The 24,583-nt window shown below is 62.0% G+C and carries 22 protein-coding genes; 10 read left to right on the forward strand and 12 right to left on the reverse strand.

The features are described 5' to 3' along the window. Positions 1-15 precede the first annotated feature (15 nt). Together ACP154_RS04040 and ACP154_RS04045 are read left to right on the forward strand one after the other, a co-directional pair. Positions 16-213 carry a Trm112 family protein gene (locus ACP154_RS04040; RefSeq protein WP_107711749.1) on the forward strand — a complete coding sequence of 66 codons (198 nt, stop codon included), beginning with the start codon at positions 16-18 and terminating at the stop codon, positions 211-213. A gap of 3 nt (positions 214-216) precedes the next feature. Then, positions 217-573, forward strand: coding sequence for a gamma-butyrobetaine hydroxylase-like domain-containing protein (locus tag ACP154_RS04045; protein WP_107711750.1), 357 nt, complete (start codon positions 217-219; stop codon positions 571-573). Here ACP154_RS04045 and ACP154_RS04050 read toward each other — a convergent pair. After that, on the reverse strand, positions 570-2,306 hold the full coding sequence (locus ACP154_RS04050; RefSeq protein ID WP_421856467.1) for a hypothetical protein: 1,737 nt from the start codon (positions 2,304-2,306) through the stop codon (positions 570-572). The two genes, ACP154_RS04045 and ACP154_RS04050, sit on opposite strands and share 4 nt — an antisense overlap. Positions 2,307-2,451: 145 nt before the next feature. Between ACP154_RS04050 and ACP154_RS04055 the strand changes: the two genes are divergently transcribed. The 4 genes from ACP154_RS04055 (at position 2,452) to ACP154_RS04070 (ending at position 5,589) form a co-directional block, all read left to right on the forward strand. Continuing rightward, positions 2,452-3,156, forward strand: coding sequence for a response regulator transcription factor (locus ACP154_RS04055; protein ID WP_107711752.1), 705 nt, complete (start codon positions 2,452-2,454; stop codon positions 3,154-3,156). Beyond that, positions 3,125-4,777: a stimulus-sensing domain-containing protein gene (locus ACP154_RS04060; RefSeq protein WP_421856464.1), complete on the forward strand. Its 1,653-nt coding sequence runs from the start codon at positions 3,125-3,127 to the stop codon at positions 4,775-4,777. Before ACP154_RS04055 ends, ACP154_RS04060 begins: the two co-directional genes overlap by 32 nt. Positions 4,778-4,915: 138 nt before the next feature. Next, positions 4,916-5,320 (forward strand): PTS sugar transporter subunit IIA, encoded by a 405-nt coding sequence (locus tag ACP154_RS04065; protein ID WP_107711753.1) that lies wholly within the window; start codon positions 4,916-4,918, stop codon positions 5,318-5,320. Next, positions 5,317-5,589, forward strand: a complete 273-nt coding sequence (locus ACP154_RS04070; RefSeq protein WP_107711754.1) for an HPr family phosphocarrier protein — start codon at positions 5,317-5,319, stop codon at positions 5,587-5,589. The genes ACP154_RS04065 and ACP154_RS04070 overlap by 4 nt, the downstream gene beginning before the upstream one ends. Positions 5,590-5,665: 76 nt before the next feature. On the opposite strand, the gene ACP154_RS04075 is transcribed toward ACP154_RS04070, so the two are convergent. Further along, positions 5,666-7,570 (reverse strand): hypothetical protein, encoded by a 1,905-nt coding sequence (locus ACP154_RS04075; RefSeq protein ID WP_421856461.1) that lies wholly within the window; start codon positions 7,568-7,570, stop codon positions 5,666-5,668. Between the two features lie 278 nt (positions 7,571-7,848). On the opposite strand from ACP154_RS04075, the gene ahcY reads away from it, so the two are divergent. Then, complete coding sequence (gene ahcY / locus ACP154_RS04080) at positions 7,849-9,267, forward strand: adenosylhomocysteinase (RefSeq protein WP_107711756.1); 1,419 nt, start codon at positions 7,849-7,851, stop codon at positions 9,265-9,267. Between the two features lie 102 nt (positions 9,268-9,369). Next, positions 9,370-9,822 (forward strand): energy transducer TonB, encoded by a 453-nt coding sequence (locus ACP154_RS04085; protein WP_421856458.1) that lies wholly within the window; start codon positions 9,370-9,372, stop codon positions 9,820-9,822. An 11-nt stretch (positions 9,823-9,833) separates the two neighbouring features. On the opposite strand, the gene ACP154_RS04090 is transcribed toward ACP154_RS04085, so the two are convergent. Beyond that, a complete protein-coding gene (locus ACP154_RS04090) occupies positions 9,834-10,292 on the reverse strand; it encodes a hypothetical protein (RefSeq protein ID WP_421856455.1) in 459 nt (152 codons plus the stop codon). Between the two features lie 361 nt (positions 10,293-10,653). Here ACP154_RS04090 and ACP154_RS04095 point away from each other — a divergent pair, with 361 nt between their 5' ends. Further along, the gene (locus ACP154_RS04095; protein ID WP_421856452.1) at positions 10,654-13,116 is read left to right on the forward strand and encodes an ATP-binding protein; all 2,463 of its coding nucleotides are present in this window, start codon (positions 10,654-10,656) and stop codon (positions 13,114-13,116) included. A gap of 13 nt (positions 13,117-13,129) precedes the next feature. On the opposite strand, the gene bioB is transcribed toward ACP154_RS04095, so the two are convergent. After that, positions 13,130-14,137 carry a biotin synthase BioB gene (bioB, locus tag ACP154_RS04100; RefSeq protein ID WP_421856449.1) on the reverse strand — a complete coding sequence of 336 codons (1,008 nt, stop codon included), beginning with the start codon at positions 14,135-14,137 and terminating at the stop codon, positions 13,130-13,132. Between bioB and ACP154_RS04105 the strand changes: the two genes are divergently transcribed. Continuing rightward, on the forward strand, positions 14,136-14,564 hold the full coding sequence (locus ACP154_RS04105) for a VanZ family protein (protein WP_421856446.1): 429 nt from the start codon (positions 14,136-14,138) through the stop codon (positions 14,562-14,564). The genes bioB and ACP154_RS04105 overlap by 2 nt on opposite strands. Before the next feature lie 85 nt (positions 14,565-14,649). On the opposite strand, the gene ACP154_RS04110 is transcribed toward ACP154_RS04105, so the two are convergent. The 8 genes from ACP154_RS04110 to ACP154_RS04145 form a co-directional block, all read right to left on the reverse strand. Further along, entirely contained in the window at positions 14,650-16,320 is a 1,671-nt protein-coding gene (locus tag ACP154_RS04110) for an alanine/glycine:cation symporter family protein (protein ID WP_421856443.1), read from the reverse strand. Positions 16,321-16,438: 118 nt separating this feature from the next. After that, positions 16,439-17,332, reverse strand: a complete 894-nt coding sequence (locus ACP154_RS04115; protein ID WP_421856441.1) for a dienelactone hydrolase family protein — start codon at positions 17,330-17,332, stop codon at positions 16,439-16,441. Positions 17,333-17,411: 79 nt separating this feature from the next. Beyond that, positions 17,412-19,007: a bifunctional phosphoribosylaminoimidazolecarboxamide formyltransferase/IMP cyclohydrolase gene (gene purH, locus ACP154_RS04120; RefSeq protein ID WP_421856438.1), complete on the reverse strand. Its 1,596-nt coding sequence runs from the start codon at positions 19,005-19,007 to the stop codon at positions 17,412-17,414. Between the two features lie 60 nt (positions 19,008-19,067). After that, on the reverse strand, positions 19,068-21,017 hold the full coding sequence (locus tag ACP154_RS04125) for an SDR family NAD(P)-dependent oxidoreductase (protein WP_421856435.1): 1,950 nt from the start codon (positions 21,015-21,017) through the stop codon (positions 19,068-19,070). Between the two features lie 54 nt (positions 21,018-21,071). Beyond that, positions 21,072-22,820: a heparinase II/III family protein gene (locus ACP154_RS04130; RefSeq protein ID WP_421856432.1), complete on the reverse strand. Its 1,749-nt coding sequence runs from the start codon at positions 22,818-22,820 to the stop codon at positions 21,072-21,074. A gap of 7 nt (positions 22,821-22,827) precedes the next feature. Beyond that, complete coding sequence (gene rpe, locus ACP154_RS04135) at positions 22,828-23,490, reverse strand: ribulose-phosphate 3-epimerase (RefSeq protein ID WP_421856429.1); 663 nt, start codon at positions 23,488-23,490, stop codon at positions 22,828-22,830. Between the two features lie 137 nt (positions 23,491-23,627). Further along, positions 23,628-24,050, reverse strand: coding sequence for a glycine zipper family protein (locus ACP154_RS04140; RefSeq protein WP_421856426.1), 423 nt, complete (start codon positions 24,048-24,050; stop codon positions 23,628-23,630). A 40-nt stretch (positions 24,051-24,090) separates the two neighbouring features. Next, on the reverse strand, positions 24,091-24,534 hold the full coding sequence (locus ACP154_RS04145) for a hypothetical protein (protein ID WP_133724198.1): 444 nt from the start codon (positions 24,532-24,534) through the stop codon (positions 24,091-24,093). Positions 24,535-24,583 lie beyond the last annotated feature (49 nt).

The following is a 24,583-nucleotide window of genomic DNA, read 5'->3' on the forward strand; positions in this document are numbered from 1 at the left end:
GTAAGAAGTTGTGTCATGAGTGATGTGAAATCTGAACACGCCGTTCTGGATCCCAAATTGCTGGAGATCCTGGTCTGCCCGGTCAGCCGCGGCCCGCTCGAGTATGATCGCGAGGCCAATGAGCTGGTCTCGAAACAGGCTCGCCTCGCCTATCCGATCCGCGAAGGCGTGCCGATCATGTTGCCGGAAGAAGCTCGCAATCTGGACGATTAAACCATGAGTGATCGCCCCTGGCCGACCCGTCTCAGCTTCAAGGCGTCAGACGGCGTGCTGGACATCGCATATGACGATGGGGCGCGCTTCGCCATCCCGTTCGAACTTTTGCGCGTGGAAAGCCCGTCCGCTGAAGTACAAGGGCACAGCCCTGACCAGAAGAAGCTGGTGCCCGGCAAGTCAAACGTTCGGGTCACGGCCGCCGATGCAGTCGGCCGTTATGCAGTTCGGCTGAGCTTTGATGACGGCCATGACAGTGGCATTTTCTCGTGGGACTATCTGCGCGAGCTGGGCGAGAACGGCGACGCATTGCTAACCGCTTATAAAGACCGCTTGAAAGATGCCGGCCTGACGCGCTAGGCGGCTGTGCCTTCTTCAGGTGTGTCCGGTTCGGGCGCACCTTGGGTTTCAGGCGGCGCCAGCTGCGCCAGCAATTGCTGGACCGCCAACATTTTCTGCTCTCCGCCCGGCGACGCGGCCGCGACCCGACCCTCATCACTTTCCATCATTCGCACCGCACGCGCCTGCGCATCGTACCGACACCGGCCTTCAGGCAGCAGCCCCGTCGCCGCAAGCTTGAGCAGCGCCGCCGCCCGGTCCAGAACGGGCGCATTGGAGCCCGCCACACGGTCCATGACCTTTGTGGCGTCAAGAATCGCCAATCCCAGCGTATCGAACGCCTCAACCAACTCGCGCTTGTCCGCTTTCGGGAAGCCGCCCTTTACGGCGCGCGCCTGAAGATGGGTCACTTGCGACAGACGCTCGAGCGGCTGGCCCGCACCGCGCAGGAAGAATTGCACCGTGGTGTTCGCTTGCACCTTGCCGCGGATATAGCTGGCGAGCTTCTTCTTGTTCTCCTCGCCCACCAGATGGTCTTCCATCGCGAACAAGCGCTCGATCTGATCGACTGGCGTGTGAGCGCCTGACAAGGCTTCCTCGATGGCGTCGGGCTGCAACAGACGCGCCGAACGGTGGGTGAACGCCTCTACAAGCGCTTCAGGATTAAGATTGAGATTCTGCCCCGCCGAGACAATCAGGCGCTGGGCGAGTTTACGCGCCAGCTCGATCTCCGCCATAACCGAGCGGGGGCGAAACCGCTTGGGCGCGCGCAGTTTTTCCAGGATTTGCTGGGCCAGCTCATTATGAGCGGCGGGCAAGGAATCTTGCTTGATTTGGGTGGCGAGCCGACGCGCGGTATCCGGCGCCCGGCTGAGATCAGGGCTGTCAGGCGCGCCTTCATAAATTCCCGTCAGGCGCAAAACCTCGTCGCCCAAATCCACCGTATCGCCCAGAACCCGGCGCAGGGCGGAATCAAAGGACAGGATTTCAGCCATGAAGGCGTCCGTATGCGTCGCCGCCAAGGCGCGCGCCTGGGCGTCCTCAGGCAGGTCATCATGCATGTCGAGCAGACGGCGCACCTTGTCGCCCATATCATAGGATTCAGAGAGTTGGTCCGCGATGGCGCGGCGCATCTGTTTTTCCGGCGCAGACTTTCCGGCCACAAGTCTGGCGGTTTCCGCAAAGGATTTTCCACGCGGCGGCTTGCCGCCCGCCTTGGCTTCCTTGCGAGATTGCTCGATGCCGCGCTGGACCAGTTCGGTGATCAAACGCACATAGGCGTGTACTGAGGCGTCGCTGTTTTGCGCGCGCGCGATCGCCACTTTCTGAATGGCGTGCTGCAGATCGGTATCAGACCCGTCGAGCTCTTCGATAAGGTCAGGCCGATGCAGCAACTCCATCGGGCAGACCTGAGAGCGCTCAAGCCAATCTGACAATGCCCGGCGCAAGGTGTCACGCGCCGCAGGCCCTGACAGATCATCCGGCGTCAGACAGGGAATGCTCGCTTCAGCGGGTTTTTCGTCGCCCGCATACTTCTCCGGGCCGACTTCAAAGATCGACCCGCCGCGAAAGCCGCCCGATTCCGCGTCCCAGACCTCGCGCACGACACGGATCGACCCGCTGGAATGATTGGTCTGCAGCTTCTTGGCCAGCCCCATTGCGGCATTACGATCCTTCAGCGCCTCGACCAAGGTCCAGGAAGCTTTCACGTTTTTCTTCAGAAAGACCTCGTAATGGACGTCTTCGTGCGCCATTTCCGCCTCATTCCCCAGCAGTTTCGGACAGTAATGCACTACCGGCCTTAACCCTAGGTAACCATGTCTTTGCTTGATCTTGCGCAGCAAATAGTATGAAGCGCTATAGACATCGGTTTGACCGAGAGAAGACAGGATACGAACGATGGCGACCATCGCCCTTGTGGACGACGACGAAAACATCCTCACCTCCGTTTCCATGTTTCTGGAGAACGAGGGTTATGACGTGCGCACTTTCACGGACGGCGCCGAGGCGCTGCCGCATCTGACCGGAACGCCGCCCGATCTGGCGATCTTCGACATCAAGATGCCGCGCATGGATGGCCTGGAGTTGCTGCGCCGCGTGCGTCAGTCCTCCAACCTGCCGGTCATATTCCTGACCTCCAAGGATGGTGAGTTCGATGAAGCGCTGGGTCTGGACCTCGGTGCGGACGATTACATCGCCAAGCCTTTCTCCCACCAGCTGCTGGCCCGCAGGATCAAGGCCGTATTACGCCGCGCGCAGGCGGATCCGGCGGGTTCTTCGGATGGTGAGACCGGAGAGCACAAGGTCATCGAACGCGGCCAGTTGTTGCTCGATCCCAATCGGCACACCTGCACCTGGGCCGGAAAGCCGGTGCGTCTCACGGTCACGGAATTTCTGATCCTGCATGCGCTGGCGAACCGTCCCGGCTTCGTGAAAAGCCGCGACAGCCTGATGGATGCGGCCTATGACGATCAGGTCTATGTGGACGATCGCACCATCGACAGCCACATCAAGCGCATCCGCAAGAAGTTCCGCGACGTGGACGACTCATTCGACAGCATCGAGACCCTTTATGGCGTCGGCTACCGTTATAAGGAGGCTTAAGGTCGCGCGCCGCGCCGCCCTGCGCCTCTCAGCCCAGCTCAAACCGCTCCTGCTGTCGCGCCTGGGCGCCACCATCATAATGACCAACCTGGTGGCGCTCAGCGTTGTGATCGGCGGCATGTTCGCTATCACTGAGAACCGGCGCGGCCTTGTGGACGCCAAGGTGGATTCACTCTCCGCCCAGGCTGAAATCATCGCCAATATCATCACCGAGACCGCCGTCTACGGCGATGCCCCCGGCCCGGAAATGGACCGCGATGCGGCGCGCGAAGTGCTCAGGCGCTTGTCAGGGCTCTATGTGCCGGACGAAACACGCGCGCTGCTGCATGCACCAGGTCCCGTGCGCATTGCGGATTCTGATCTGATTGCGGGTGATGTGGACCAGGCAGAACTGCCGCCGATCACGGACCAGTCTGAAACGCCGCTCTCCAGGGTTCAAGGGTTCACCCGCGGCGCCATGGAGCAAATCGGCCAGATCATCCTGTCGCCACAGGATCGGGCAGCTTTGGATCGCACACTGGCCGATGAGGTGCGAGAAGCCTTTCAGACCGGTGAAGCGCAATCAGGCGTGCGCCGTGATCCTGATGGCGGGCGCGTGGTGTCTGTGACCATACCCATTCAACTGATTCAGGCCGTCGTCGGCACTGTCACCTATGAATCCTACGACCTGGACGCTCTGATCGCCCAGGAGCGCGCCGCCATTCTGCCCTATGTGCTGGTGGCGGCGACTGTGTCTCTGGTGATGGCGTTGGTGTTGACGGTGCAGATCGCCTGGCCGGTGCGGCGTCTGGCGGAAGCGGCGCGCGAAGTGCGTCTGGCCGGCGGTCGGCGCGTGCCACTGCCGGACATGAAAGGCCGCCGTGATGAAATCGGGGATATGGGACGCGCATTCAGCCAGATGACCAATGCGCTCTATGACCGGTTGGACGCGATTGAAGCCTTCGCAGCGGATGTGTCGCACGAGATCAAAAACCCGCTAACCTCGATCCGCTCCGCCGCTGAAATCTTGCCGCTCGCCAAGGACGACGCCAAACGCGCCCGGCTGATCGATGTGATCCAGCACGATGTAAAGCGTCTCGACCGGCTGATCACTGACATCTCAAACGCGTCGCGACTGGACGCCGAGCTGGCGCGAGAAGACCTCGAGACGATTGATCTCGTCGTCTTGCTCAATGATATCGCCAGCTTGCAGAACGATCCCGACGCCGATGCGCCGCGCGTGAGCGTCAGTCACGTGACTGAGCGACATTGGGTGCGCGGGCATGAACATCCGCTCAGCCGGGTCTTCATCAATCTGGTCGAAAACGCCGTCACATTTTCACCCTCTCAAAGCGTCGTGAAAATCGCCATCGATCGCGGTCCCGGCCAAACCCATCAGGTTCGGGTCGAAGATGAGGGGCCGGGCATACCCGAAGACAATCGTGAAGCCATTTTTGATCGCTTCTACACCCAACGCCCCAAAGGCGCGGCCTTCGGCGCGCATTCCGGGCTGGGCCTCGCCATCGCGCGCCAGATCGTCACGGCGCATGGCGGACAGATCGAAGCGTCTAACCGGCTCGATGATGAGGGCTCAGTTCTGGGCGCCTGTTTCACCGTGACCCTGCCCGCCTATATCCGATAAGCATGTGTGGCGCGAAAACGGCGCCTGTCATCCTCGTGCAGCCCACTGTTGCACGCACGTCGCACAGGGCTTTCGCCCGACGCAAAACCGGGTTTACATGGGCGGAATATATTTACGTCTGAGGACCAGTCTCACACCATGATCGGCATTGTCGTCGTCACTCACGGCCGTCTCGCTGACGAACTTGTCGCCGCCACTGAACATGTGGTCGGCCCGCTTGAAGCCTGCAGCGCCATTTCCATCGGTCCTGATGATGATATGGAGCGCCGCCGCGATGACATCCGCGAGGCGGTGGAGAAAGCGGATCAGGGCGATGGCGTGATCATCCTCACCGACATGTTTGGCGGCACGCCGTCAAACCTGTCCATCTCGCTGCTGGAAAAGGGACGGGTCGAAGTCATCGCCGGCGCCAATCTGCCGATGCTGATCAAGCTGGCCGAGGCTCGCTCCCGGCTGGGTATGAACGCTCTGGCGGAAAGCGCCAGTGAAGCGGGCAAACGCTATATCGCCGTCGCTTCCCAAATCCTGGATGGCGCAGCGTGACCACACAGCGCACGGTCACAATCTGCAATCAGCGTGGCCTTCATGCGCGCGCGTCTGCGAAGTTTGTCGCTGAGGCCGCCCGCTTTGACGCCGATATCTGCGTCTCGCGCGACCATGAACAGGTGAGCGCGGACTCCATCATGGAATTGCTGATGCTCGCCGCCGGGCCGGGCGTACAAATCACCATCAAGGCCGACGGGGATGACGCCGCTGAGGCGGTGGATGCGCTCAGCGCCCTGGTTGAATGCGGCTTTGACGAAAACGACTAGGCTGACCGACGCGCACGATAAACGCCGCCAGGAGATCCCGGCGGCGTTTTCGTTATAAAGCCAAAGCTGCACCCGATCAGGCGTCTTCATCCTCTTCCGACCGGCTGGGCGCGGGCGGGGCTGGCGGCGCAGGCGGCACGACGGGATTGGAAAAGAGCGACAGCACCCGGTTGGTCAGGGGCTCGCTCGGGCGCAGCTCGCGCGTTTCGCGGGTCGTAGGCTGCGCGGGCGTCAGTGCGTCACCTTCGCTATCTTCAGCTGTGGGCATGGGAGGCGGCGAGGGCAACACAATGGCGCGCGCGGCGTAGCGCGGATCATTCTTCATCCGCTCGGCTTCTTCAGCCTCCAGCCCGGCAAGCTCAGGCTCAGCTTCCGGCGCGTCACCGGCTTCATTGGCGGCGGGCTCTTCCGCTGCAACAGACAGCTCAGGCTCAACGTCTTCCGCCGCCTCAGAGGTCAGGGCGTCAGACTCAGCATCCGCCGCGGTGTCGCTGGGCGCTTGCAGCTCGGCTTCAACGTCACCTTCGTCTTCTGGCGCAACCTCGCCCAGTTCTGCGTTCGGCTCTGCAGCGGTGACGGAAGCCTCGGCAGAGGCGTCGACAGCGATCTCCTCATTGACCGCCCCCGCCTCTTCTTCAATTGGCGGTTCAGCCTCCACAAGGACGGGTTCGGCCTCATGCTGCTGCGCACTGTGGTTTTCGGGTTCGGCTTCAGCAGCGACTTCAGAGTCGACTTCAGCGTCTTCGGAGACTGCAGCAGCGTCCTCCTCATGTGCGGCGCCAGAGCCCTCGGCGTCATCGTCTTGCTCAATCGGCTCTGAAAGCACGGCGGCTTCTGCGTCTGTCGGCGTTTCCAGAACAGGCGACGCGTCAGCCTGGCCGTCCGCTGCGGCGACGGCGATATCCGCGTCATTTGACAGATCCGACGCCGGTTCGCCAGCCGTCTCAATACGGGTTTCGTCGGCCTGGCTTTCATCAGTCCGGGGCCCGCCAGCGCTGTCGCTGAGAGCGGCGCTGGCGGGCGCTGTGACGGCCGCCATCGACGCGTCATCTTCAGTCGTCTCTTCAGAGAGTGCGTCAGGCGCCTCAGCTTCGGTGTCCGACGCATCCGTGCGCGCAATGGTCTCCTCAGGCGCATGACGCTGCAGGTGATCGGCGAGCAAGGCGATGCGGCGCTCCAGACGCGCTGCGTCGCGAATGCGATTGATCACGCCGCCGACAACGAAGATCACAGCGGAAAGCCCATAGGCGATGACGGCGTAGCCCGACGCCTCGGTGACGCCGCCCAAACCCAAAGCGGCGGCGGCGACCAAACCCACAAACAGGGGCGCCCACAGCAAACGCCAGGAGCGCGTGGCGAACACCACCAGCGCAGCCAGGCCGGACAGGGCGTAAAACACGATCTGATCGGCTTGTTCCGCCATGGACGGCACGCTTTGCGCAATCAAAGTGCTGACCGGGCTCACAGATTGCGAAAAGCTCCAATTGCCCAGATCGGGCAAGGCGCTCAGCGCAAGAGCGAAAATATTGAACGCCGGCGCAGCGCCGAACACGGACGGGTCCACTTCGACCAGGAAGGAGCGCAGATACGGCCAGACCATCACCATGGAGGCGAGCGCGAACAACAGGACGGTGAGGAACCAGTTGACGTTACGGGCGACGCCGGCGCGAGACAGCATGGCGCTGGCGCCGGGATGGGTGCGCGACCAGCCCTGACGGGTGTGATTAACCACGGCGACAGGACGCGACCGGCGGGAGGGGCCCATCTGCATGCGCAGGACAGAGGCCTGATCACCGGCTTCGAGCGCGAAATCGCGGTCCATCACGCGCACGGTATGCTTGGCGCCGTCATAATCGGTCAGGCTGTGCTCATCATCTCGCGCGCGCGGATCCGCCCCGTTCACCTCGCCGGCGGCGGCGTAGAAATCCAGCGTCTTGCGTCCAAAATCCTGGCTCGCATAAGCGGTAGGCAAGTTCGCCATTTCAACAGTCCCCTCAGTCTGTCGCACAGGTCCGCCGCCCCTCGGCGTCTCCTGCGGCCATGCCGCAAGACCCGTAACACAGGCCCTGAGCAAAAACCTTACCACAAAGTTTATACAGATTTAGGACCATTTTAAGAGTTGGCGCGTTTTTCCCGGCCTTTTTACGATCAACACGCCTGATGGTTTGCCCGTTTTGGCACGCGTGTTAAGAGGTGCCCTGTCTCAAATGGAACCATCAGGCTCTGACCTGATCGAAGTCAAAAACAAGGCGCCTTCCCATGACCCTGCTCAATGCCGCCAACACCGGCGACGACCGCTATGTCAAAGACCTTTCGCTGGCTCGCTGGGGCCGACTGGAAATTGAGATGGCCGAAATTGAAATGCCCGGCCTGATGGCCCTGCGCGAAGAATACAAAGGCAAAAAGCCTTTGGCGGGCGCACGCATCGCAGGGTCGCTGCACATGACGATCCAGACTGCGGTGCTGATTGAAACCCTGGTCGAGCTGGGCGCGGATGTGCGTTGGGCGTCGTGCAACATCTTCTCCACTCAGGACCACGCCGCCGCCGCCATCGCCGATCGCGGCATTCCGGTGTTCGCCTATAAGGGCGAAACGCTAGAAGAGTACTGGGAATATGCCGACGCCATCTTCCATTGGCCGAACGGCGAAACCGCCAACATGATTCTCGATGATGGCGGCGACGCCACCATGTATCTGCAGCTGGGCGAGAAAGCGGAAGCTGACCCGAACTTCCTGGGCGAGCCCAAGTCGGAAGAGGAATCCTTCCTGTTCCAGGCCATCCGCAACCGCATCAAGCTGTCGCCGGGCTGGTTCGCCAAAGCCAAGGCCGCAATCAAGGGCGTGTCTGAAGAAACCACCACGGGCGTGATGCGCCTGTACCAACTCGCCAAGAAGGGCGAGCTGGCCTTCCCGGCGATCAACGTCAACGACTCCGTGACCAAGTCGAAATTCGACAACCGCTATGGCTGCCGTGAAAGCCTGGTGGACGCCATCCGCCGCGGCACCGATTTGATGATGGCTGGCAAGACCGCCGTGGTCTGCGGCTATGGCGATGTTGGCAAAGGCTCCGCTGAATCCCTGCGTAACGCCGGCGCGCGCGTCTCTGTCACCGAGATTGACCCGATCTGCGCCCTGCAGGCGTCCATGGACGGCTTCGCCGTGGTTCGCCTCGAAGACGTGATCGAGGATATCGACATCGTCGTCACCGCCACCGGCAACAAGGACGTCGTCACCGTCGACCATATGCGCACCATGAAGCACATGGCGATCGTGTGTAATATCGGGCACTTCGACAACGAGATTCAGGTCGAGGCGCTGAAGAACTTCCAGTGGACCAACGTCAAGCCGCAGGTCGATCTGGTCGAATTCCCCGACGGCAACAAGATCATCCTGTTGTCCGAAGGCCGCCTGGTGAATCTGGGCAACGCCAACGGGCACCCCAGCTTCGTGATGTCCGCCAGCTTCACCAACCAGGTGCTGGCCCAGATCGAGCTGTGGACCCGTGGCGATCAGTACGAGAACCAAGTCTACATCCTGCCCAAGCATCTCGACGAAAAAGTCGCCGCCCTGCACCTGGACAAGCTGGGCGCCAAACTGAGCGAGCTGTCGCCCGAACAGGCCGACTATATCGGCGTCGAGCAGAAAGGCCCGTTCAAGGCCGAGCACTATCGCTACTAATCCTCAGGGATCGCGAAACGAGAAACCCCGCCGGAGCGATCCGGCGGGGTTTTTCATGGGACCGGCTTGCCCTTCCCGAGCTCCCGGCACACTGTGCGCGCCATGCGTCAATTCCTGATACCGATCCTTCTCACCCTGCCGCTTGTGCTGAGCGCCTGCGTCTCGCCAGAGACGCTGAACCCGATCGCCGATCCGCGATCCCAGCCCTTCATCGCCACGTCCGACATGCCCATCCCGCCCAATGTGGAGCGCGCGGCAAGTTCGGATCAGTGTTCAGGCGAGCCCTTGCGCGCCATCGACGCCAGCCTGCCCGACTATCCGGCGCGGGGCTGGTCACGCGGGCTGCAAGGCTGGTCCATTGTGCAGTTTGACGTGATGCAAGCGGGCGAGACCGAAAACGTCACCGTCGCGCGCGGCGTGCCCGGCGGCAGCTTTGACCGCGAGGCCCGGCGCGCTGTGGAGACCTGGCGCTTTGCTCCGCTCAGCGAGGGCGCGCATCTTTATGGATGCGTGGTCCTGTTTGAATTCACCCAAGGCGAAGTGCGAATTCGCTAAATCTGTATGACTTAGCGACTCGCATCCAAAGCCTCATCCTGCGACATGCCGCGACCGGGCCGCACAAACATCATACTGATTGTACAATCATGTGTGGCCGTCTGCTCAGGTCGGTATCGCCAGTCGGCTATGGCTTCCGCGCCAGCCCTGACCGCTGTGCGGTAAGAGTCATGATTGATGTACCGTTCCTCTCCGACATACCGGATATTCACTGGCCTTCCATCCGCCGCGATATCGTATTGAAAGAGGAGGCTGCGCGAATCGAGATCATCATGCACAAGCCACAGAAAAGAAAGTAATGCATCGGGATAGTCAGGCGCCCGATAGGCGACGCGCTCACGCGCGCTACTGTCACAGGCCTTGGCAGTATTGGTCATGGGGACAGGGTGTAACGTTCCCCCATAATCAACTCGATCTGAGGCACATGCCATTAGTGAGAGCGATGATGCTGCTATGATCAGCTTTCTCATAATTGGGTCCTGATTGGCCAAGCAACTAAAGATCAGCGCTCGCGAGCATCTCACATAGGGAAAAATTATCAAGTTTTCCCCTTTTGGGATTATTTTTTCTGGAATGTGGGAATGATCCGCGACCGGGCAGGTGCATCGCGATCCCAACGCACAGTCTAGAGACCATTCGGTGAATCCGTTTATATTCAACCCCCTTGAACCTTAAGCCCATATCAACCTTGTCCACAACGAGTTAACCGCGGAATACGCCAGGCCCACCTGACCCCATCGCGTCTCAATTCACCTTCCGGTAAGATGTGATTCGCACATGTGCGCGTTTTCAGCGGGATGGCGCACCAGGCAATTGGGGATATGGCGCGACATGACCGCAGCCGAACCGGTACAACTGGCCACTCTCATCGTCACAGGCGGCTCTGTCGCCTTTGCCCTGGCGTCCTCGGTCTGGGCCTACAGGCTGACCGCCGGCGCCCGCAAGGCGCGCAAGCTCTGGCGCGACCGCATCCTGGCTGCGGAAGACCGCGCCGAACGCAATGACAGCCTGTTCGCCGCTCATCCCGGCGTCGTGGTGGTCTGGGACGGCGCCCCGCACGCTAACGCCGAGCACTGGTCCGCGCCCCGGCTTTACGGCTCTCCCGCCGCCCTCGCCTCGCTTTTGCAATTTGCAGAACTGAGCCAGTCTGGCGGTTCGAATGGTCAGATCGCAACTGATATCCTCGACAGCATTTCTGACTTCACCGCCCGCACGGCGAACGGCGACACCACGAGCTTCCGCGATCGCGCCCGGGCCCTGATGAGCGACGGCGCACCATTTTCATTGACCATTTTCGGGCCGTCAGGACGGCAGATCCAGGTCGACGGTCGTCCGGCCGGGCGGCAGCTGGTGATCTGGCTGACCGACACCGCCTTGCGCCAGGCCGAAAACGCCGCCCAGAGCTCAGACACCATCGGCCATGACGACCCCATCGGCTTCATGGACATGATGGGCCGCAATCCTGTTCCCGCCTGGCGTCTGGATGAAAAAGGCCGGCTGACCTGGGTGAACGCCGCCTATGTCAAAGCGGTTGAGGCCAGGGATGTGGCTGAAGTGATCGAACGTCAGGTGCTTCTTGAGCCCAGCCTGGCCGATCAGGCGCGTGATGTGCTCAACGCCGTCGAAACCCGCACCAGCGCCCGCGGCGTGGTGTTGGCGGGGCAGCGCCGGGTGATGTCGGTGACCAGCTATCCTGTGCAGGGCGGCGTCGCCGGCTTCGCCGTGGATGTCACCGATGGCGAAGAAGCGAAAGCGGCGCTGAACCGGTTCCGTGAAGCGCATGACCTGACGCTGAACCATATGACTGAGGCCGTCGCGATCTTTGACCGCGCCAAGAAGCTCGTCTTTTACAATCAGGCCTTCAGCCAGATGTTCAATGTGGAAGAAGCTTTCCTCAATGATCGCCCGGCCCACGGCGTGTTGCTGGACCGCTTGCGTGAGAAACGTCGCCTGCCCGAGCAAGCCGATTACAGCCAATGGCGCACGGCCGAGCTGGCGCGCTATGAAGCCGCGCCGGGCTCGGAAGCTGAGCCGGACGAGCTATGGGCTTTGCCGGACGGTCGCACCTTGCGCGTGGCGCGCCAGCGTCACCCGATGGGCGGTCTGTTGGTGATCTTTGAAGACATGACCGATCAGCTGTCGCTGCAAGCGCGCTACAACACCCAGATCAAGGTGCAACGCGCGACGCTGGACAAGCTGCACGAAGCAGTGGCGGTGTTCGGCTCTGACGGGCGCCTGAAACTTCGGAACGCCGCGTTTGAAACCCTGTGGAAGCTCGACCCGGATACGCTGGACGGCGTGCATTTTGATGATGTGGTCACCGCCTGCCAGCCGCTTTACGACAATGGCGAAGCCTGGGGCCAGCTGAAAGCGCGCATCACCGATCCCAGCCCGGAATCACGCAAAGCCATGACAGGCGAAATCCGCCGCGCCGACAATTCCGTGCTGACCTGGCTGACCCGTCCGCTGCCCGATGGCGCGACCGTCATCGCCTGGGACGACATCACAGACAGCCGCCGGATTGAATCCGCCCTGCGCGACCGCGCCGAGGCGCTGGAAGCGTCAGAACGCATCAAGACCGAGTTCGTCGAACATGTGAGCTATCAACTGCGCACCCCGCTCACCACGATCCATGGATATGCCGATCTTCTGGCGGGTGGCTTTGCCGGAGATCTGTCAGAGCGCCAGAAAGAGCATATGGGCGCAATCCAGACGGCGTCTGGCCAGCTCGGCAAGCTGATCGACGATATTCTGGACATCGCCGCGATTGACGCGGGCCAGCTGGAGCTGGAGCTGGGGGATGTGAACCTGCACGCCCTGGCCGAAGAATCTTCTGAGCTCATCGCCTCGCGCGCCGAGCATTCAGGCATCAAGCTGACACTGAACGCCGACCAGGACGCATCTTTGGTCCGCGCGGACGCCAAACGCCTCAAACAAGTCTTCTACAACCTGCTCACCAACGCCATGGACCACGTCAATCCCGGCGGGGCGGTGGAAGTGGGCGCAGACGTCACCGGCGAGGATGTCTCCATCTGGGTGGCCGATGACGGCGTCGGCATTGCACCCGACCGTCAGGCGAAAATCTTTGAGCGCTTTGAACGCGGGGATGGCGGCGGCGCCGGACTGGGTCTGGCGCTGGTCAACGACATTATTCGCCTGCATGGCGGCTGGGTGGAGCTGGAAAGCGAGCCGGGCGAAGGCACACGCGTGACCTGTCACTTGCCCCGGATCACCAGCTCTGAATCAGCCCCCGAGCTCGACCTGCCTGGCAGTCATTCGCTGAGCGCGGAATAAGCAGGGGCAGGCGTCAGCCGCCCGCCGCCGCGGGCGCCGGCTCCGCCTGGTCGCCTTTCAGGCCCAGATCCGCAAACAGGGACGCATCCGTATTCTCGTCCGGGTTCGGCGTGGTCAGCAGTTCATCGCCGACGAAAATCGAGCCGGCCCCCGCCAGGAAACATAGCGCCTGAAGCTCGCGTGACATGGTTTCACGGCCCGCTGACAGGCGCACCACGCTTTTGGGCATAGTGATCCGGGCTGTGGCGATGGCGCGGACAAAATCGAGCCCGTCGAGCGGTTGGGATCCCGATAGCGGCGTCCCGTCCACATCCACCAGATGATTGACCGGCACGCTTTCAGGGTGAACCGGCAGGCTCGCCAGCTCCGCCAATAGCCCGATCCGGTCATCCTTGCTCTCGCCCATGCCGATAATGCCGCCGCAGCAGGTTTTCATGCCTGCAGCGCGCACTTTGGACAGGGTGTCGATCCGGTCATCCCAGGTTCGGGTGGTGATGATCTGCTTGTAGTATTCCGGCGAGGTGTCGAGATTGTGGTTGTAGTAATCGAGCCCTGCCGCCGCGAGACGCTCCGCCTGTCCATCGCCCAGCATGCCGAGCGTCATGCAGGTCTCAAGCCCCATGGCTTTCACGCGGCGGATCATGTCATGGATTTTCGGCTCGTCGCGCTCTTTCAGCTCGCGCCAGGCCGCGCCCATGCAAAACCGGGTGGCGCCCTGATCTTTGGCCTCTTGCGCCTTTTTCTCGACCTCTTCGGGATCCATCAACTTGGACGCCTTAAGACCGGTGTCAAAATGGGCGGACTGATTGCAATAGCCGCAATCTTCCGCGCAGCCGCCGGTCTTGATCGACAGCAAGCGTGACTTCTGAACGGTGTTGGCGCGATGCCCGAGACGGTGAAGGCTTTGCGCGGTGAAGATCAGGTCATTGAACGGCGCGTCATGGATGGCCGCGACCTCGGCGCGCGTCCAGTCATGACGCGGGACAGCCAATTGGTCGAGATCATTGAGAAGTTGGGACATGAGCGCCTCTGAACCTGTACAAAACGATCGCGACGGTAAGAAGCCTGCCTTCAAGCTGCAAGCCATGGAAGTCAGCGCTGTGCAGGCGCGGTTTGTCTTTCTGGGCGCCAGTCTCGTCATTTTCGGGGTGGCGCTTCTGCCTTCACAGATCGAAGATCCGACTGTGTTCGGTCTGGACAAGCTCAATCATTTGGCCGCTTTCGTCGTGCTGACGCTTCTGGCCCGAGCGAGTTGGCCCTCCCTGATGCGCTGGCAAACAGCGCTCGGACTAGCGGGGTTTGGCGCCGCCATCGAGCTGGCGCAGGGGCTGAGCCGTTTAGGGCGCACAGCGTCGCTTGCAGATTTTCTGGCTGACCTGATCGGAATCGGCCTCGGCCTCGCACTGCTCTGGGGCCTGGTGAAATGGCGCGCAAAACACCACGCCTAACCTTCTTCGCCATCCTCCTGAATACCACCAAAGAAAAACCCCCGACGCCAGGCGCCAGGGGTTGATCTCGGACAGGTCGAGCCGGTTACTCGCCCGGCTTGTCGCCAGGTTGAACCATCGACGGGTTGGACCCCTGCCCCTCTTTGTCCGCCTTTTTAGTGTAGGCGAAGACCACCCCTGACAGCAGCAAGATGGCGATCAGGTTGGGCGCCGCCATGGCCGCATTCGCAATCCCGCCTAGTCGCCATATGAAGTCGACTTGCTGGATTGCTCCGATGAATGTCGCGCCAACCCAGAGAAAGCGGAACGGCACCGTCGCCCAGTCCCCGACGAGGAAGGTGAGCGCCTGTTCAGCGTAGTAGGCCCAGCCCAGGATCGTGGTGAAGGCAAAGAGCGCCAGGCAAACAGCGATCAGAATGCCGCCAAACGGGATCCGGCTTTCTTCGTAAACCGCCGTGGTCACGGCCGAGGCTTCAGCATCAGACATCCAGGCCCGCTCAACCGGCATACGAACATCCTCTACTGTAGCGGTGCGAGCGGCGTTCAGCACCTCAGCGTCAATCACGACTGTCTCCTCAGCAACCGCAACTTCACAGGCACTGATCGCAGCCTGAGCCCGCTCAGCGGTGGCCGCACGCGCGGCGGCGCGGTCATCGGCCGAAGTGCCCATGGCGCGCGGCATCTCACCGATCAGCGTGCGATCAATGCTGTCTACGCCCTGCGCTTCGCAAATCTTCAGCGTTGTCAGAGCCGGGTTATGGTAGAAATTGCCCTGTACGCTCAGGATCACCAGCGCAGTCATGGTGCATATGACCATGGTGTCGATAAAAGTCCCGACCATGGCGATTTCGCCCTGACGCACAGGACTGTCGGTCTGAGACGCTGCGTGGGCGATAGCTGTCGAGCCCTGACCGGCTTCATTGGAGAACAGACCGCGCTCCACGCCATATCGGGTGGCAGCGATAAAGGCCCCGCCGATAAAGCCGCCGACTGCCGCGTGTCCAGTAAAGGCGCTTTCAAAGATGATCATTATGGCGCTCGGCAGAGCGTTGACATTAATGATCAAGGTAATCATGGCGATGATGAGATAGATGACGGCCATAAATGGCACGACCTTACCGGCCACTGAACCGATCGATTTGATGCCGCCGATGATCACAATGAAGGCGAAACCGGCGATCAAAAGGCCGGCGACCCAAGTCGGGATCAGCCCACCCGACGCAGAGGTCACAGACACGGCAATCGAGTTGGCTTGGGTCATATTGCCGGTCACAAGCGCAGAGAAGAGAGTGCCAATCGCAAACACGACCGCCAGCCAGATCCACCATTTCCCAAGGCCGTTCTTGATGTAGTACATCGGACCGCCATGGACCCGGCCATCCTTGTGGGTTTCACGATAGCGTACGGCCAGGCTCGATTCAGAGTAGGCAGCGGCCATGCCGATCATGGCGGTAATCCACATCCAGAAGACAGCGCCGGGGCCACCCAACGTGATCGCAGTGGCCACGCCGGCCAGGTTGCCGGTGCCCACCTGCCCCGACAGCGCGGTCGACAGCGCCTGCCACGGCGTAATGTCGCCCTGGCCTTTGCCTTTGCGGCCGGCCCACAATTCTCCAAAGGCCGGGAACAGGCGACGGATGGGCCGGAACCGCATCCCGATCATGAAATAAAGGCCGGTGCCGAGCAGGAGCAGGATCATCGGGCCGCCCCAGATGAATCCGCTGACCTGATCAACGATGTCGTAGAATACTTCCATTGGTGTCGCTCCCCGAACACAAAGTCGCCGCAGACCTTAACGGGATGAGCGCAAAATCAAAGCGTTCCTTCAGCACTGAAGGGTTACATGACCGTCATATACTGATGAATTGTGGATTTCAGGACGCGGTTTTTGGGCGCGTAAGCCCCTTTTCGAGCCGCCGGTCGAGAAAATCCACGAACCGGCCTTGTGTCTCCGTGGTCGCCTGCGCGTCATACCGCAGCGTTGAGTCCGGATGATGGTCGGGCTCATCAAATGCGTGTGTCACCCCGCCCAGAACCGACCAGCTGACCGGCGCGCCATGCTGCCGCGCGCGCATGAACACGACCGACGCGTCCGCCTCGCTGGCCATGGAATCGCGTTCCACCAGAACCGCTTCGATCGGAATAGAGGGCAACCAGTCATTACGGACCGCCAATGACGGACCGCTGACATAAGGATAGACGAGGAAGACGCCTGTGACGCCGGAAAACGGGTGTCCCGGCCCGTCCGCCAGCCCATCAGGCGGGCGTTTCATCTGCGCCAGGGTCAGCGCGTCCAGAAGCGTCCAACCGCCATGGCTCCACCCCGCCAGCGCCAGATGCTCGGGGTCAATCTTTTGATCGCGGCGCACAATGTCCAGCGCGGCGTAAACATCAGCCGCCCGTTCACGGCCCCAGAGCCTGTGCCCCGTGCACACTTGGGCCAGCGCTTCTTCATACGAGATATTTCGGGCCCGAAGGCTGTCCACAATCACAGCCGCCACGCCGGACTTCACCGCCAGCGCGGCGTAATTTTCAGTCACCTGGCGTACGCCGCCACAGCCATGAAACAACAAGACGGCTGGAAACGGTCCATCGCCGGGCGGATAGGACACCCGCACATAAGGCTCTAGAAAAGCGACATGATCAGCGAAGGGCTTGCGCGCCAGATGCTGGCCGCGCAAGCGCCGATACAAAGACCAGGCGATGTGCAGCGCAAATGCCAAAACGCCCGCGCCTACAACGGCCAGAACCCAGATCAGCTTGTCCATGAAGGCTCGCCCCTGATGATCATGATACAAGACCTAAGACCATCAGAGGCGAACGCCAAGATCACAGCGTCAATCGCATTTAGTGACGGAAATGACGCATGCCGGTGAAGACCATCGCCAGACCGGCTTCATCCGCGGCGGCGATCACTTCTTCATCCCGCACCGATCCGCCCGGCTGGATAATGCAGCGCGCACCGGCTTTGGCCGCTTCCAGCAAACCGTCGGGGAAGGGGAAGAAGGCGTCTGAGGCGCAGGCGGAATCTGTTGTGCGCGGTGCGTCCCAGCCGTTTTCCTTGGCGGCGTCCTCAGCCTTGCGGGCCGCCAGGCGCACCGCTTCCACGCGAGATGTCTGGCCCATGCCGACGCCTGCGGTCGTGCCGCCTTTTGCGAAGACGATTGCATTGGATTTCACGTGTTTGACCACGCGCCAGGCGAACAGCATGTCCGCCAGCTCGCCTTCGGAAGGCGCGCGTTTGGTGACCACTTTCAGGTCTTGAGCCAGCACATGGCCGGTGTCACGCTCTTGCACCAACAGGCCGCCGGCAACCGCTTTGGTGGTCCAGCCCGGCTGGGTGGGATCCGCCAGTGCGCCCGTCAGAAGCACACGCACGTTTTTCTTGGAGGACAGGATGTCCAGCGCCGCTTCGTCGGCATCAGGCGCGATTACGACCTCGGTGAAGATCTTGGTGATCGCATCCGCCGTCTTGGCGTCCAGTGTGCGGTTAAAGGCGGCGATGCCGCCGAAAGCTGAAATGGGATCGCCTGCGAAGGCGCGCTCATAAGCCGTTGCAAGATCATCCGCCGCCGCTGCTCCGCACGGATTGGCGTGCTTGATGATCACCGCAGCGGCGCGCTCTTCAGGATCAAACTCGCTGACCAGCTCGAACGCCGCATCGGCGTCTGCGAGATTGTTGTAAGACAGCGCCTTGCCCTGAATTTGGCGTGCAGAGACCACGCCTGGACGCTGCTCAGGCGCCTGATAGAGCGCCGCATCCTGGTGCGGGTTCTCGCCGTAGCGCAGCTTTTCAAGCCGCGGTCCGCCAATGGTGAACCAACTCTGGGCGGGTTTTTCCACTTCTGGTTCAAAGCGCGCGGCGATCGCGCTGTCGTAAGCGGCGGTGCGGGCGAACGCCTTGCCGGCCAGATGCCGACGCATGGCCAGCGTGGTCTGGCCATGATGTTCGGCCATCACCTCAAGCACCTTGTCGAGGTCTCGCATATCGGTGCAGACCGCCACATGGTCATGGTTCTTGGCCGCTGCGCGGATCATCGCCGGGCCGCCCACATCGATTTTCTGGATACAGGCATCGATATCGGCGCCGGAGCGTGCAGTTTCTTCAAACGGATAAAGATTGACCACCAGCAGGTCGATCTGAGGGATGCCATGCTCGGCCATCGCCGCGAGGTCATCCTCATTATCCCGGCGCGCCAGAAGGCCGCCATGAATGCGCGGGTGCAGGGTTTTCACCCGGCCATCCATCATTTCAGGATATTCGGTGACGCTGGAAACGTCGCGCGCCTCAAGGCCCGCATCACGGAGCGCCTGCAAGGTGCCGCCCGTGGACAAGAGCTCGACCCCGGCGTCAGCCAGCTTGGCGGCGCGCTCGGCGAGACCGGTCTTGTCGGAAACAGAAATCAGAGCCCGCTTGAGCGGGGCGAGGCCAGAAGCATCCATGGAAACGTCCTCCCATTCGGCGCTCACCAATCTACGCCAGGAACGAAGACGGCCCCATTATCACGCGTCACGCGCGGCGGGAAGCGTCTGACTGATCGCCGCGACACCCTCGGGCCAGCCAGCTTCAATCACCAGATTGAGCCGGTTTCGGACCTGATCGTCATCGCGGCGTTGCGCCGCGGCGATTAATTGTTCAAGCGCAGAGTCCACCCGCGTCAGATCGAGATCCGGCGTTTCAATGCGCATCACGCCCGGCGGGCCCGCCGGAGAGACGCTTTCAAAAGCGTGGGTCAACGCTTCGTGCAACTTTTCACCAGGGCGCAATCCGGTGAAGACGATCTTCACATCGCGCTCAGGCTCAAGCCCGCGCAACCGGATCAATTGCCGCGCCAATCGTGAAATCAGCACCGGCTCACCCATATCGAGCAAGAAGATGTCGCCGCCTGTCAATCCCACCGCGCCTGCCTGGGCGCCCGCTTCCAGAACCAGGCCTGCGGCTTCTTCCACCGTCATGAAATACCGCGTGGTGTCGCTGTCGGTGACCGTCACCGGCCCCCCTTCGGCGATCTGACGCTCAAACAACGGCACCACCGAGCCCGCAGAGCCCAGCACATTGCCAAAACGCACGGAGGCGAGCTTCATGGGCTCGACCTTGTCGGCGGCGGCGGCCAGATACAGCTCCACCGCCCGCTTGCTGGCGCCCATGATCGAGCTGGGGTCCACCGCCTTGTCGGTCGAGATCGAGACCACGGCCTCCACCCCTGCCTCCGCCGCGGCTTCCACCACATTGCGGGTGCCCATCAGATTGGTGCGGACGGTCTCAGAGACATTGTCCTCCATAAGCGGCACATGCTTGAGCGCGGCGGCGTGCAGCACCACTTCGGGGCGCTCCTCGGCCATCAATACATCAAGGCCCTTGCGGTCCTTGATGTCGCCCAGAACCGACCGCCAGCTGGGCGCGTCCGTCATGGTCTGCAACACCATGTCGATTTCGTAGAGATTGGGTTCGGCGGAATCGAGCAAAACCAGACGCTCCGGCCCCAAAGCCGCCGCCTGACGCACCAGCTCGGAGCCAATCGTGCCGCCTGCGCCCGTGACCAGGACCCGTTTGCCGGCAATCAGCCGTCGCGCGCCATCGCGCGACAGTGCGCGCGGCGGGCGAGCCAGAAGGTCTGACGCCTCAACCGAAGTGAACCCTCGCGCGCCATTGCCGCCCCGGGCGCGGCTCAGCTGAACCCCTGTGCGTCCAGCGACACGCGCCACTTCATTGACCAAGGTCGCATCGGGCATGGGATCGGCCAGCACGATGCGCACCGCACCATCGCCCGCCAGTCGTTTCACCCGCAGAACCGCGCGCGTCAGCTTGTCAGGCCCGCCTTCGATGGGAATGCCGTAAAGCGCCCGGCCGCCCGCCTTGCCTTCGGTCTCCACAAGCGCCCGAAACCGGAAGCTCGGACCGGATGCGCGGCGCAAATGCGCTTTGAGAACATCCGCCAAATGCTCGCGGGCGCCGATAAGCACCGCCATGGGAGCGCTTTCATCTCCGCGCTGGACCAGAGACCGCAAATCGCCCGAACGCCAGGCCGCCGCCGCCACCCGCGGCGCGACCAGCAAGAAGACCAGCAAGGGCGCGGACAATGCGAAGGTTGAGCGCGGAAAATCCTCCAGCCGGTTCATCACGAAGAAGACCGGCAAGAAAATCAGGTGTGACAGCAGGACCGCCTGAATGATCGGCAACAGGTCCGGCATCGACATATGGCGCCACAACCCCCTGTGTACGCCGAGCCCCAGAAAGACAGCCGCGCTGATCGGAGCGAACACAGCCGTCGCCAGGTATTCCAGCGCGCCGGGCGGCTCACTGTACTCAGTAAAGTGATACCGGATAACGAGGCTGGCGAACATGGCGCACGCCGCCGCCAGCGTATCATAGAGCAGCACCAGGCTGGTGGTCAGCGCTACGCCCCTCATCGCGGACGGCGACTGAACCGCCTCTTCAGGTTTATCGCTCATATCGCCGGCTCCCCCCTGCGACAGCGAATTCGATCTGTGATCCGCCCGTCATGTTTAACCCGCCGCCCCCACGCGACCCAAACGCTGAAACGCCCATCTGACCCGGTTGGGAGGGCGTTCGCCGCCGCCATAGGGCTCGGCCTCGCCCGAGACGACGAGCTGGGTCGAACGCTCAGGCTTCCCCCCGGCCGCCAGGTAGACAGACCGTTCCAGACGCACCGGACCGCCATCGGTCCGGAAGCGCCAACCATCACCATTACCCGCAACCAGAAGTGCGCTCAAGGAATCCCTTGAAAGCGACGCGCGAACACTGGGATGAAGATGAAAGCGGATAGAGAAGCGGTAGCGCAGTTCAGGATTGTCCGGCGCTCCGTCCTCTACAGGTCTGAACAGGCTGTCCTCACCGCGCAGATCTCCGCCGTCGGACGCCAGAAACAGGCGTCGACGCAATGACAATCCGAACTCACGCCGATAGCCTTCATGGCTGGCTTCCAGCCAGACGCCCAGATCCTCTTCGTTACGCCGGGCCTTCACCGGCTCCGGCCCTGACGCGACGCGTGGCCCCAGAAGTGATCGCCGCCAGCCTTGTGACAGAAGCCGCGTCGAAGAGGTCTCTTCTAGCGTCAGGACTGAATGCGCCGCCGTTGCGCGCACGGCCTCACGCCAGGTGCGCGGCTGATCCTCAGACCAGCCGCAATTGACCACAAGCCGACCGCCCGGTGCGGCGAATTCAAACGCCAGCGCACTCGCGTGGACATCAGCGGAGTGCGGCCCTTTGGGCGGACCCGCAGAATCCATGATCAGCACGGCGCCGCCTGCTTGCACGCGGTTAAACCCGCTATGCGGCGCAACATTGAAACCGCGCCCCTCGCCGCCGCCTACATGCTTGAGCGCTGTTTCAATAGCGCGGGAATCGCCTTCATCGCCGCCATGAAACACGCACAGTCCACCGCCCGGCAAACGGCAAAACCGGATGAAGGCCGCCGCCCGGTCCATGGCGCGGTTGACTTCATCGGACAAGGCGACGCCTCGCGCGTCAGCCGCCTGATCCAGCACCACAAGGGCGATCAAAACATCCGCAGTGACGCGCGGATTGCGACTGGCGTGTCCGCCATCCGGCAAGAGTTGCGCGGCCAGCTCATGATCCAGAGCAGCCTGCGCCCGCGCTTGCAGACCTGCCGGCATGTCCAGCGTCAGTACGGCCAGCCGCAAGGTGATCGCTGCAAACAGCCGCGCCTTGTCCTGCGGCATCAGGGACAAACAGCGCGACAGCCGCAATGTCTGCCGCACCGCAGATTTGAGCCGTTTGGGCGCATGCGCATCGTCCGTGGAGAAGAGCGTTTCGCTCGCCATCATCCAGGCCCACAAACGTCCTTCCAGAATATGCGGCTCCCAGCTGAACCAGTTCCACTTGCCAAATCGCGTCAGCCAATCATCCGCCAGCCGACGCGCCATCAGCGGCGCTTCAGGGTCCTCAACCGCCAAAAGGTCGATGAGCCAGTCAAAACGGTGCAGGCTTTCCGCGAAGCGCTTGGAAGGAGCCGTGCGATCCCAGACAGAGTCCTCGTCAGGGATTTCGACGATCTCGCCGGCCAGGGCGAACCGGCCGCCCAGCAAAGCTGCGCCATAGGCCTTGTCGCCTTTGACGAATGTTCGAGGGGGTTTGCTCAGACTCTCAGGCGCCCGCTGGTTCTGCGTCAGCAAGCGGTAGGGCGGCGCGGCGTTGAGAAGGTCTGACAGCTCCCGGCGACCGCGCAACGCCAGTGCGGCGGCGAGTTCGCGGGTCTTGGCCTGGCGTTTCATCAAAGCCTCATGCGCCCCGCAAGGCGGCGATGTTCTTGGCGTAGGCGTCCGGACCGCCTTTAAAAACAGCCGATCCGGCAACCAGCGCGTCTGCACCAGCGGCCAGGCATTGCTGGGCCGTTTGCGGGTTCACCCCGCCATCCACCTCAATCAACGTGTCCAGGCCGCGACGGTCAATGGTCTTGCGAAGCGTGTCGATCTTGCGCAGCTGGGAGCCGAGAAAGCTCTGTCCGCCAAAGCCGGGATTGACGCTCATGATCAAGACCAGATCGAGCTCGTCCAGCACATAATCGATGCAATCCAGCGACGTTCCGGGATTGAGCGCAGCCCCTGCTTTCACGCCCTGATTCTTGATGGACTGGACGGTGCGGTGAAAATGCGGCCCCGCTTCGGGGTGAGCTGTGATCATGTCCGCGCCAGCCTCAACGAAATCGGCGATGTAGGCGTCCACCGGAGAGATCATCAAATGCACGTCAAAAGGCTTTTCTGACCAGGAGCGCAGGGCTTTTACAACAGACGGGCCGATGGTCAGATTCGGCACGAAATGCCCATCCATCACATCAATATGGATCCAGTCGGCGCCGGCAGCGTCAACAGTTTTGACTTCCTCCCCAAGGCGGGCGAAATCAGCCGAGAGAATCGAAGGGGAAATAATCGCAGAATGGGCCATGCCGATTGCGTATCAGCGGCCCGCTGGATGAGCAAGATGCGCCGTCCGTTTTCCCCGCGTTCACGGCAGTCTGTCATCTCAAAGAAGACAGCTCTGGAAGACGAGATCACGTCCGCCCTCCAGAGCCGCTGCAGGCGTCAACCGATGGCGCGATGCCCGCGCAGACGCAAGCACTCCACAACCATCTGACGGCGTTCATCGCGCGTTTCGAGCGCCCCGCTCATCCCACCGACCGCCGCCCCTACAAGCGCGCCCGCCAAAGCGCCCTCGGTATCGTTGACATCATCATCGGCCAATCCGGCAAGCGCACCGATCCCAGCGCCAAGGGCCATGTCGGTTCGCGTGTCGGCGTTTATCAGGGCGCGTTCACGGGCCAGCGCCTGACAGGCCTGCAGATCTGCCTGGTAAGCCACCGAACGGGGGCCATCCACAACCGGGGCATAATCAGCCCCTCCGCCCGCACAGGCCCCCAAGGCCAGCGCCACAACGCCCCCCGCCAATAGGGCGCAACCGCCCCGCAACGCGCACAGAGCCGTGCGCGCAGTCAAACTGCGTTTCATGATGTTTCTCCTGAAAATGGCCCCCTGTCGGGCCGGGTTGTTAAGCGGCGTCCGCGCCGGACACGCGCCCTCTGATGACAAGCACCACCACCGCGAAGGCGGGTAGAGCGTCAAAAGTTTCGATTAGGCTGATCACCTGGTACAGCGGGCTCTCCGCCAGCGCCCAGCCATGGTGCACATGGACCGCCATCAGCAGAAGATAGGCGGCGGCGACACACAGGCTCAGCATGACCGCCCAGTCCTGTTTGCAAATCAATCCCGCACCGGACACACCGGCAAGAAGGGTCGCAGCCAATAGGAAAGGCACAAAGCCTGCCGCCCAGACGCCCTCGAGATAGGAATAATCTCGTAGAACCAGAGGTCCTCCCGGGATCATCAGCGCCAGGGTCAGGGTCAAAAACAGCAAGGCGAATCCTGCGGCCCGCAAGGCGGCTTCGCCTCGGGGCAAGGATGGGACAATCGTCCTGAGGATGGTGTGCGCCATCTTGGCGTCTCCTGAAGTTTCCGCTCTCCCGGTCTTCCGGTGTTCGAGC

Source organism: Oceanicaulis sp., assembly GCF_965249665.1.
Classification (GTDB): domain Bacteria; phylum Pseudomonadota; class Alphaproteobacteria; order Caulobacterales; family Maricaulaceae; genus Oceanicaulis.

Excerpts from the sequence above, each read along its gene's own strand:
- ACP154_RS04050 (WP_421856467.1), bottom strand. The coding sequence starts at position 2,306 with ATGGCGCACGAAGACGTCCATTACGAGGTCTTTCTGAAGAAAAACGTG.
- ACP154_RS04115 (WP_421856441.1), bottom strand. The coding sequence starts at position 17,332 with ATGGACAAGCTGATCTGGGTTCTGGCCGTTGTAGGCGCGGGCGTTTTG.
- ACP154_RS04075 (WP_421856461.1), bottom strand. The coding sequence starts at position 7,570 with ATGGCGAACTTGCCTACCGCTTATGCGAGCCAGGATTTTGGACGCAAG.
- ACP154_RS04085 (WP_421856458.1), top strand. The coding sequence starts at position 9,370 with ATGCGTCAATTCCTGATACCGATCCTTCTCACCCTGCCGCTTGTGCTG.
- ACP154_RS04060 (WP_421856464.1), top strand. The coding sequence starts at position 3,125 with ATGGCGTCGGCTACCGTTATAAGGAGGCTTAAGGTCGCGCGCCGCGCC.
- ahcY (WP_107711756.1), top strand. The coding sequence starts at position 7,849 with ATGACCCTGCTCAATGCCGCCAACACCGGCGACGACCGCTATGTCAAA.
- ACP154_RS04145 (WP_133724198.1), bottom strand. The coding sequence starts at position 24,534 with ATGGCGCACACCATCCTCAGGACGATTGTCCCATCCTTGCCCCGAGGC.
- purH (WP_421856438.1), bottom strand. The coding sequence starts at position 19,007 with ATGGATGCTTCTGGCCTCGCCCCGCTCAAGCGGGCTCTGATTTCTGTT.
- ACP154_RS04095 (WP_421856452.1), top strand. The coding sequence starts at position 10,654 with ATGACCGCAGCCGAACCGGTACAACTGGCCACTCTCATCGTCACAGGC.
- ACP154_RS04105 (WP_421856446.1), top strand. The coding sequence starts at position 14,136 with ATGAGCGCCTCTGAACCTGTACAAAACGATCGCGACGGTAAGAAGCCT.
- ACP154_RS04040 (WP_107711749.1), top strand. The coding sequence starts at position 16 with ATGAGTGATGTGAAATCTGAACACGCCGTTCTGGATCCCAAATTGCTG.
- ACP154_RS04130 (WP_421856432.1), bottom strand. The coding sequence starts at position 22,820 with ATGAAACGCCAGGCCAAGACCCGCGAACTCGCCGCCGCACTGGCGTTG.
- bioB (WP_421856449.1), bottom strand. The coding sequence starts at position 14,137 with ATGTCCCAACTTCTCAATGATCTCGACCAATTGGCTGTCCCGCGTCAT.
- ACP154_RS04140 (WP_421856426.1), bottom strand. The coding sequence starts at position 24,050 with ATGAAACGCAGTTTGACTGCGCGCACGGCTCTGTGCGCGTTGCGGGGC.
- ACP154_RS04045 (WP_107711750.1), top strand. The coding sequence starts at position 217 with ATGAGTGATCGCCCCTGGCCGACCCGTCTCAGCTTCAAGGCGTCAGAC.
- ACP154_RS04090 (WP_421856455.1), bottom strand. The coding sequence starts at position 10,292 with ATGAGAAAGCTGATCATAGCAGCATCATCGCTCTCACTAATGGCATGT.
- ACP154_RS04055 (WP_107711752.1), top strand. The coding sequence starts at position 2,452 with ATGGCGACCATCGCCCTTGTGGACGACGACGAAAACATCCTCACCTCC.
- ACP154_RS04065 (WP_107711753.1), top strand. The coding sequence starts at position 4,916 with ATGATCGGCATTGTCGTCGTCACTCACGGCCGTCTCGCTGACGAACTT.
- ACP154_RS04110 (WP_421856443.1), bottom strand. The coding sequence starts at position 16,320 with ATGGAAGTATTCTACGACATCGTTGATCAGGTCAGCGGATTCATCTGG.
- rpe (WP_421856429.1), bottom strand. The coding sequence starts at position 23,490 with ATGGCCCATTCTGCGATTATTTCCCCTTCGATTCTCTCGGCTGATTTC.
- ACP154_RS04125 (WP_421856435.1), bottom strand. The coding sequence starts at position 21,017 with ATGAGCGATAAACCTGAAGAGGCGGTTCAGTCGCCGTCCGCGATGAGG.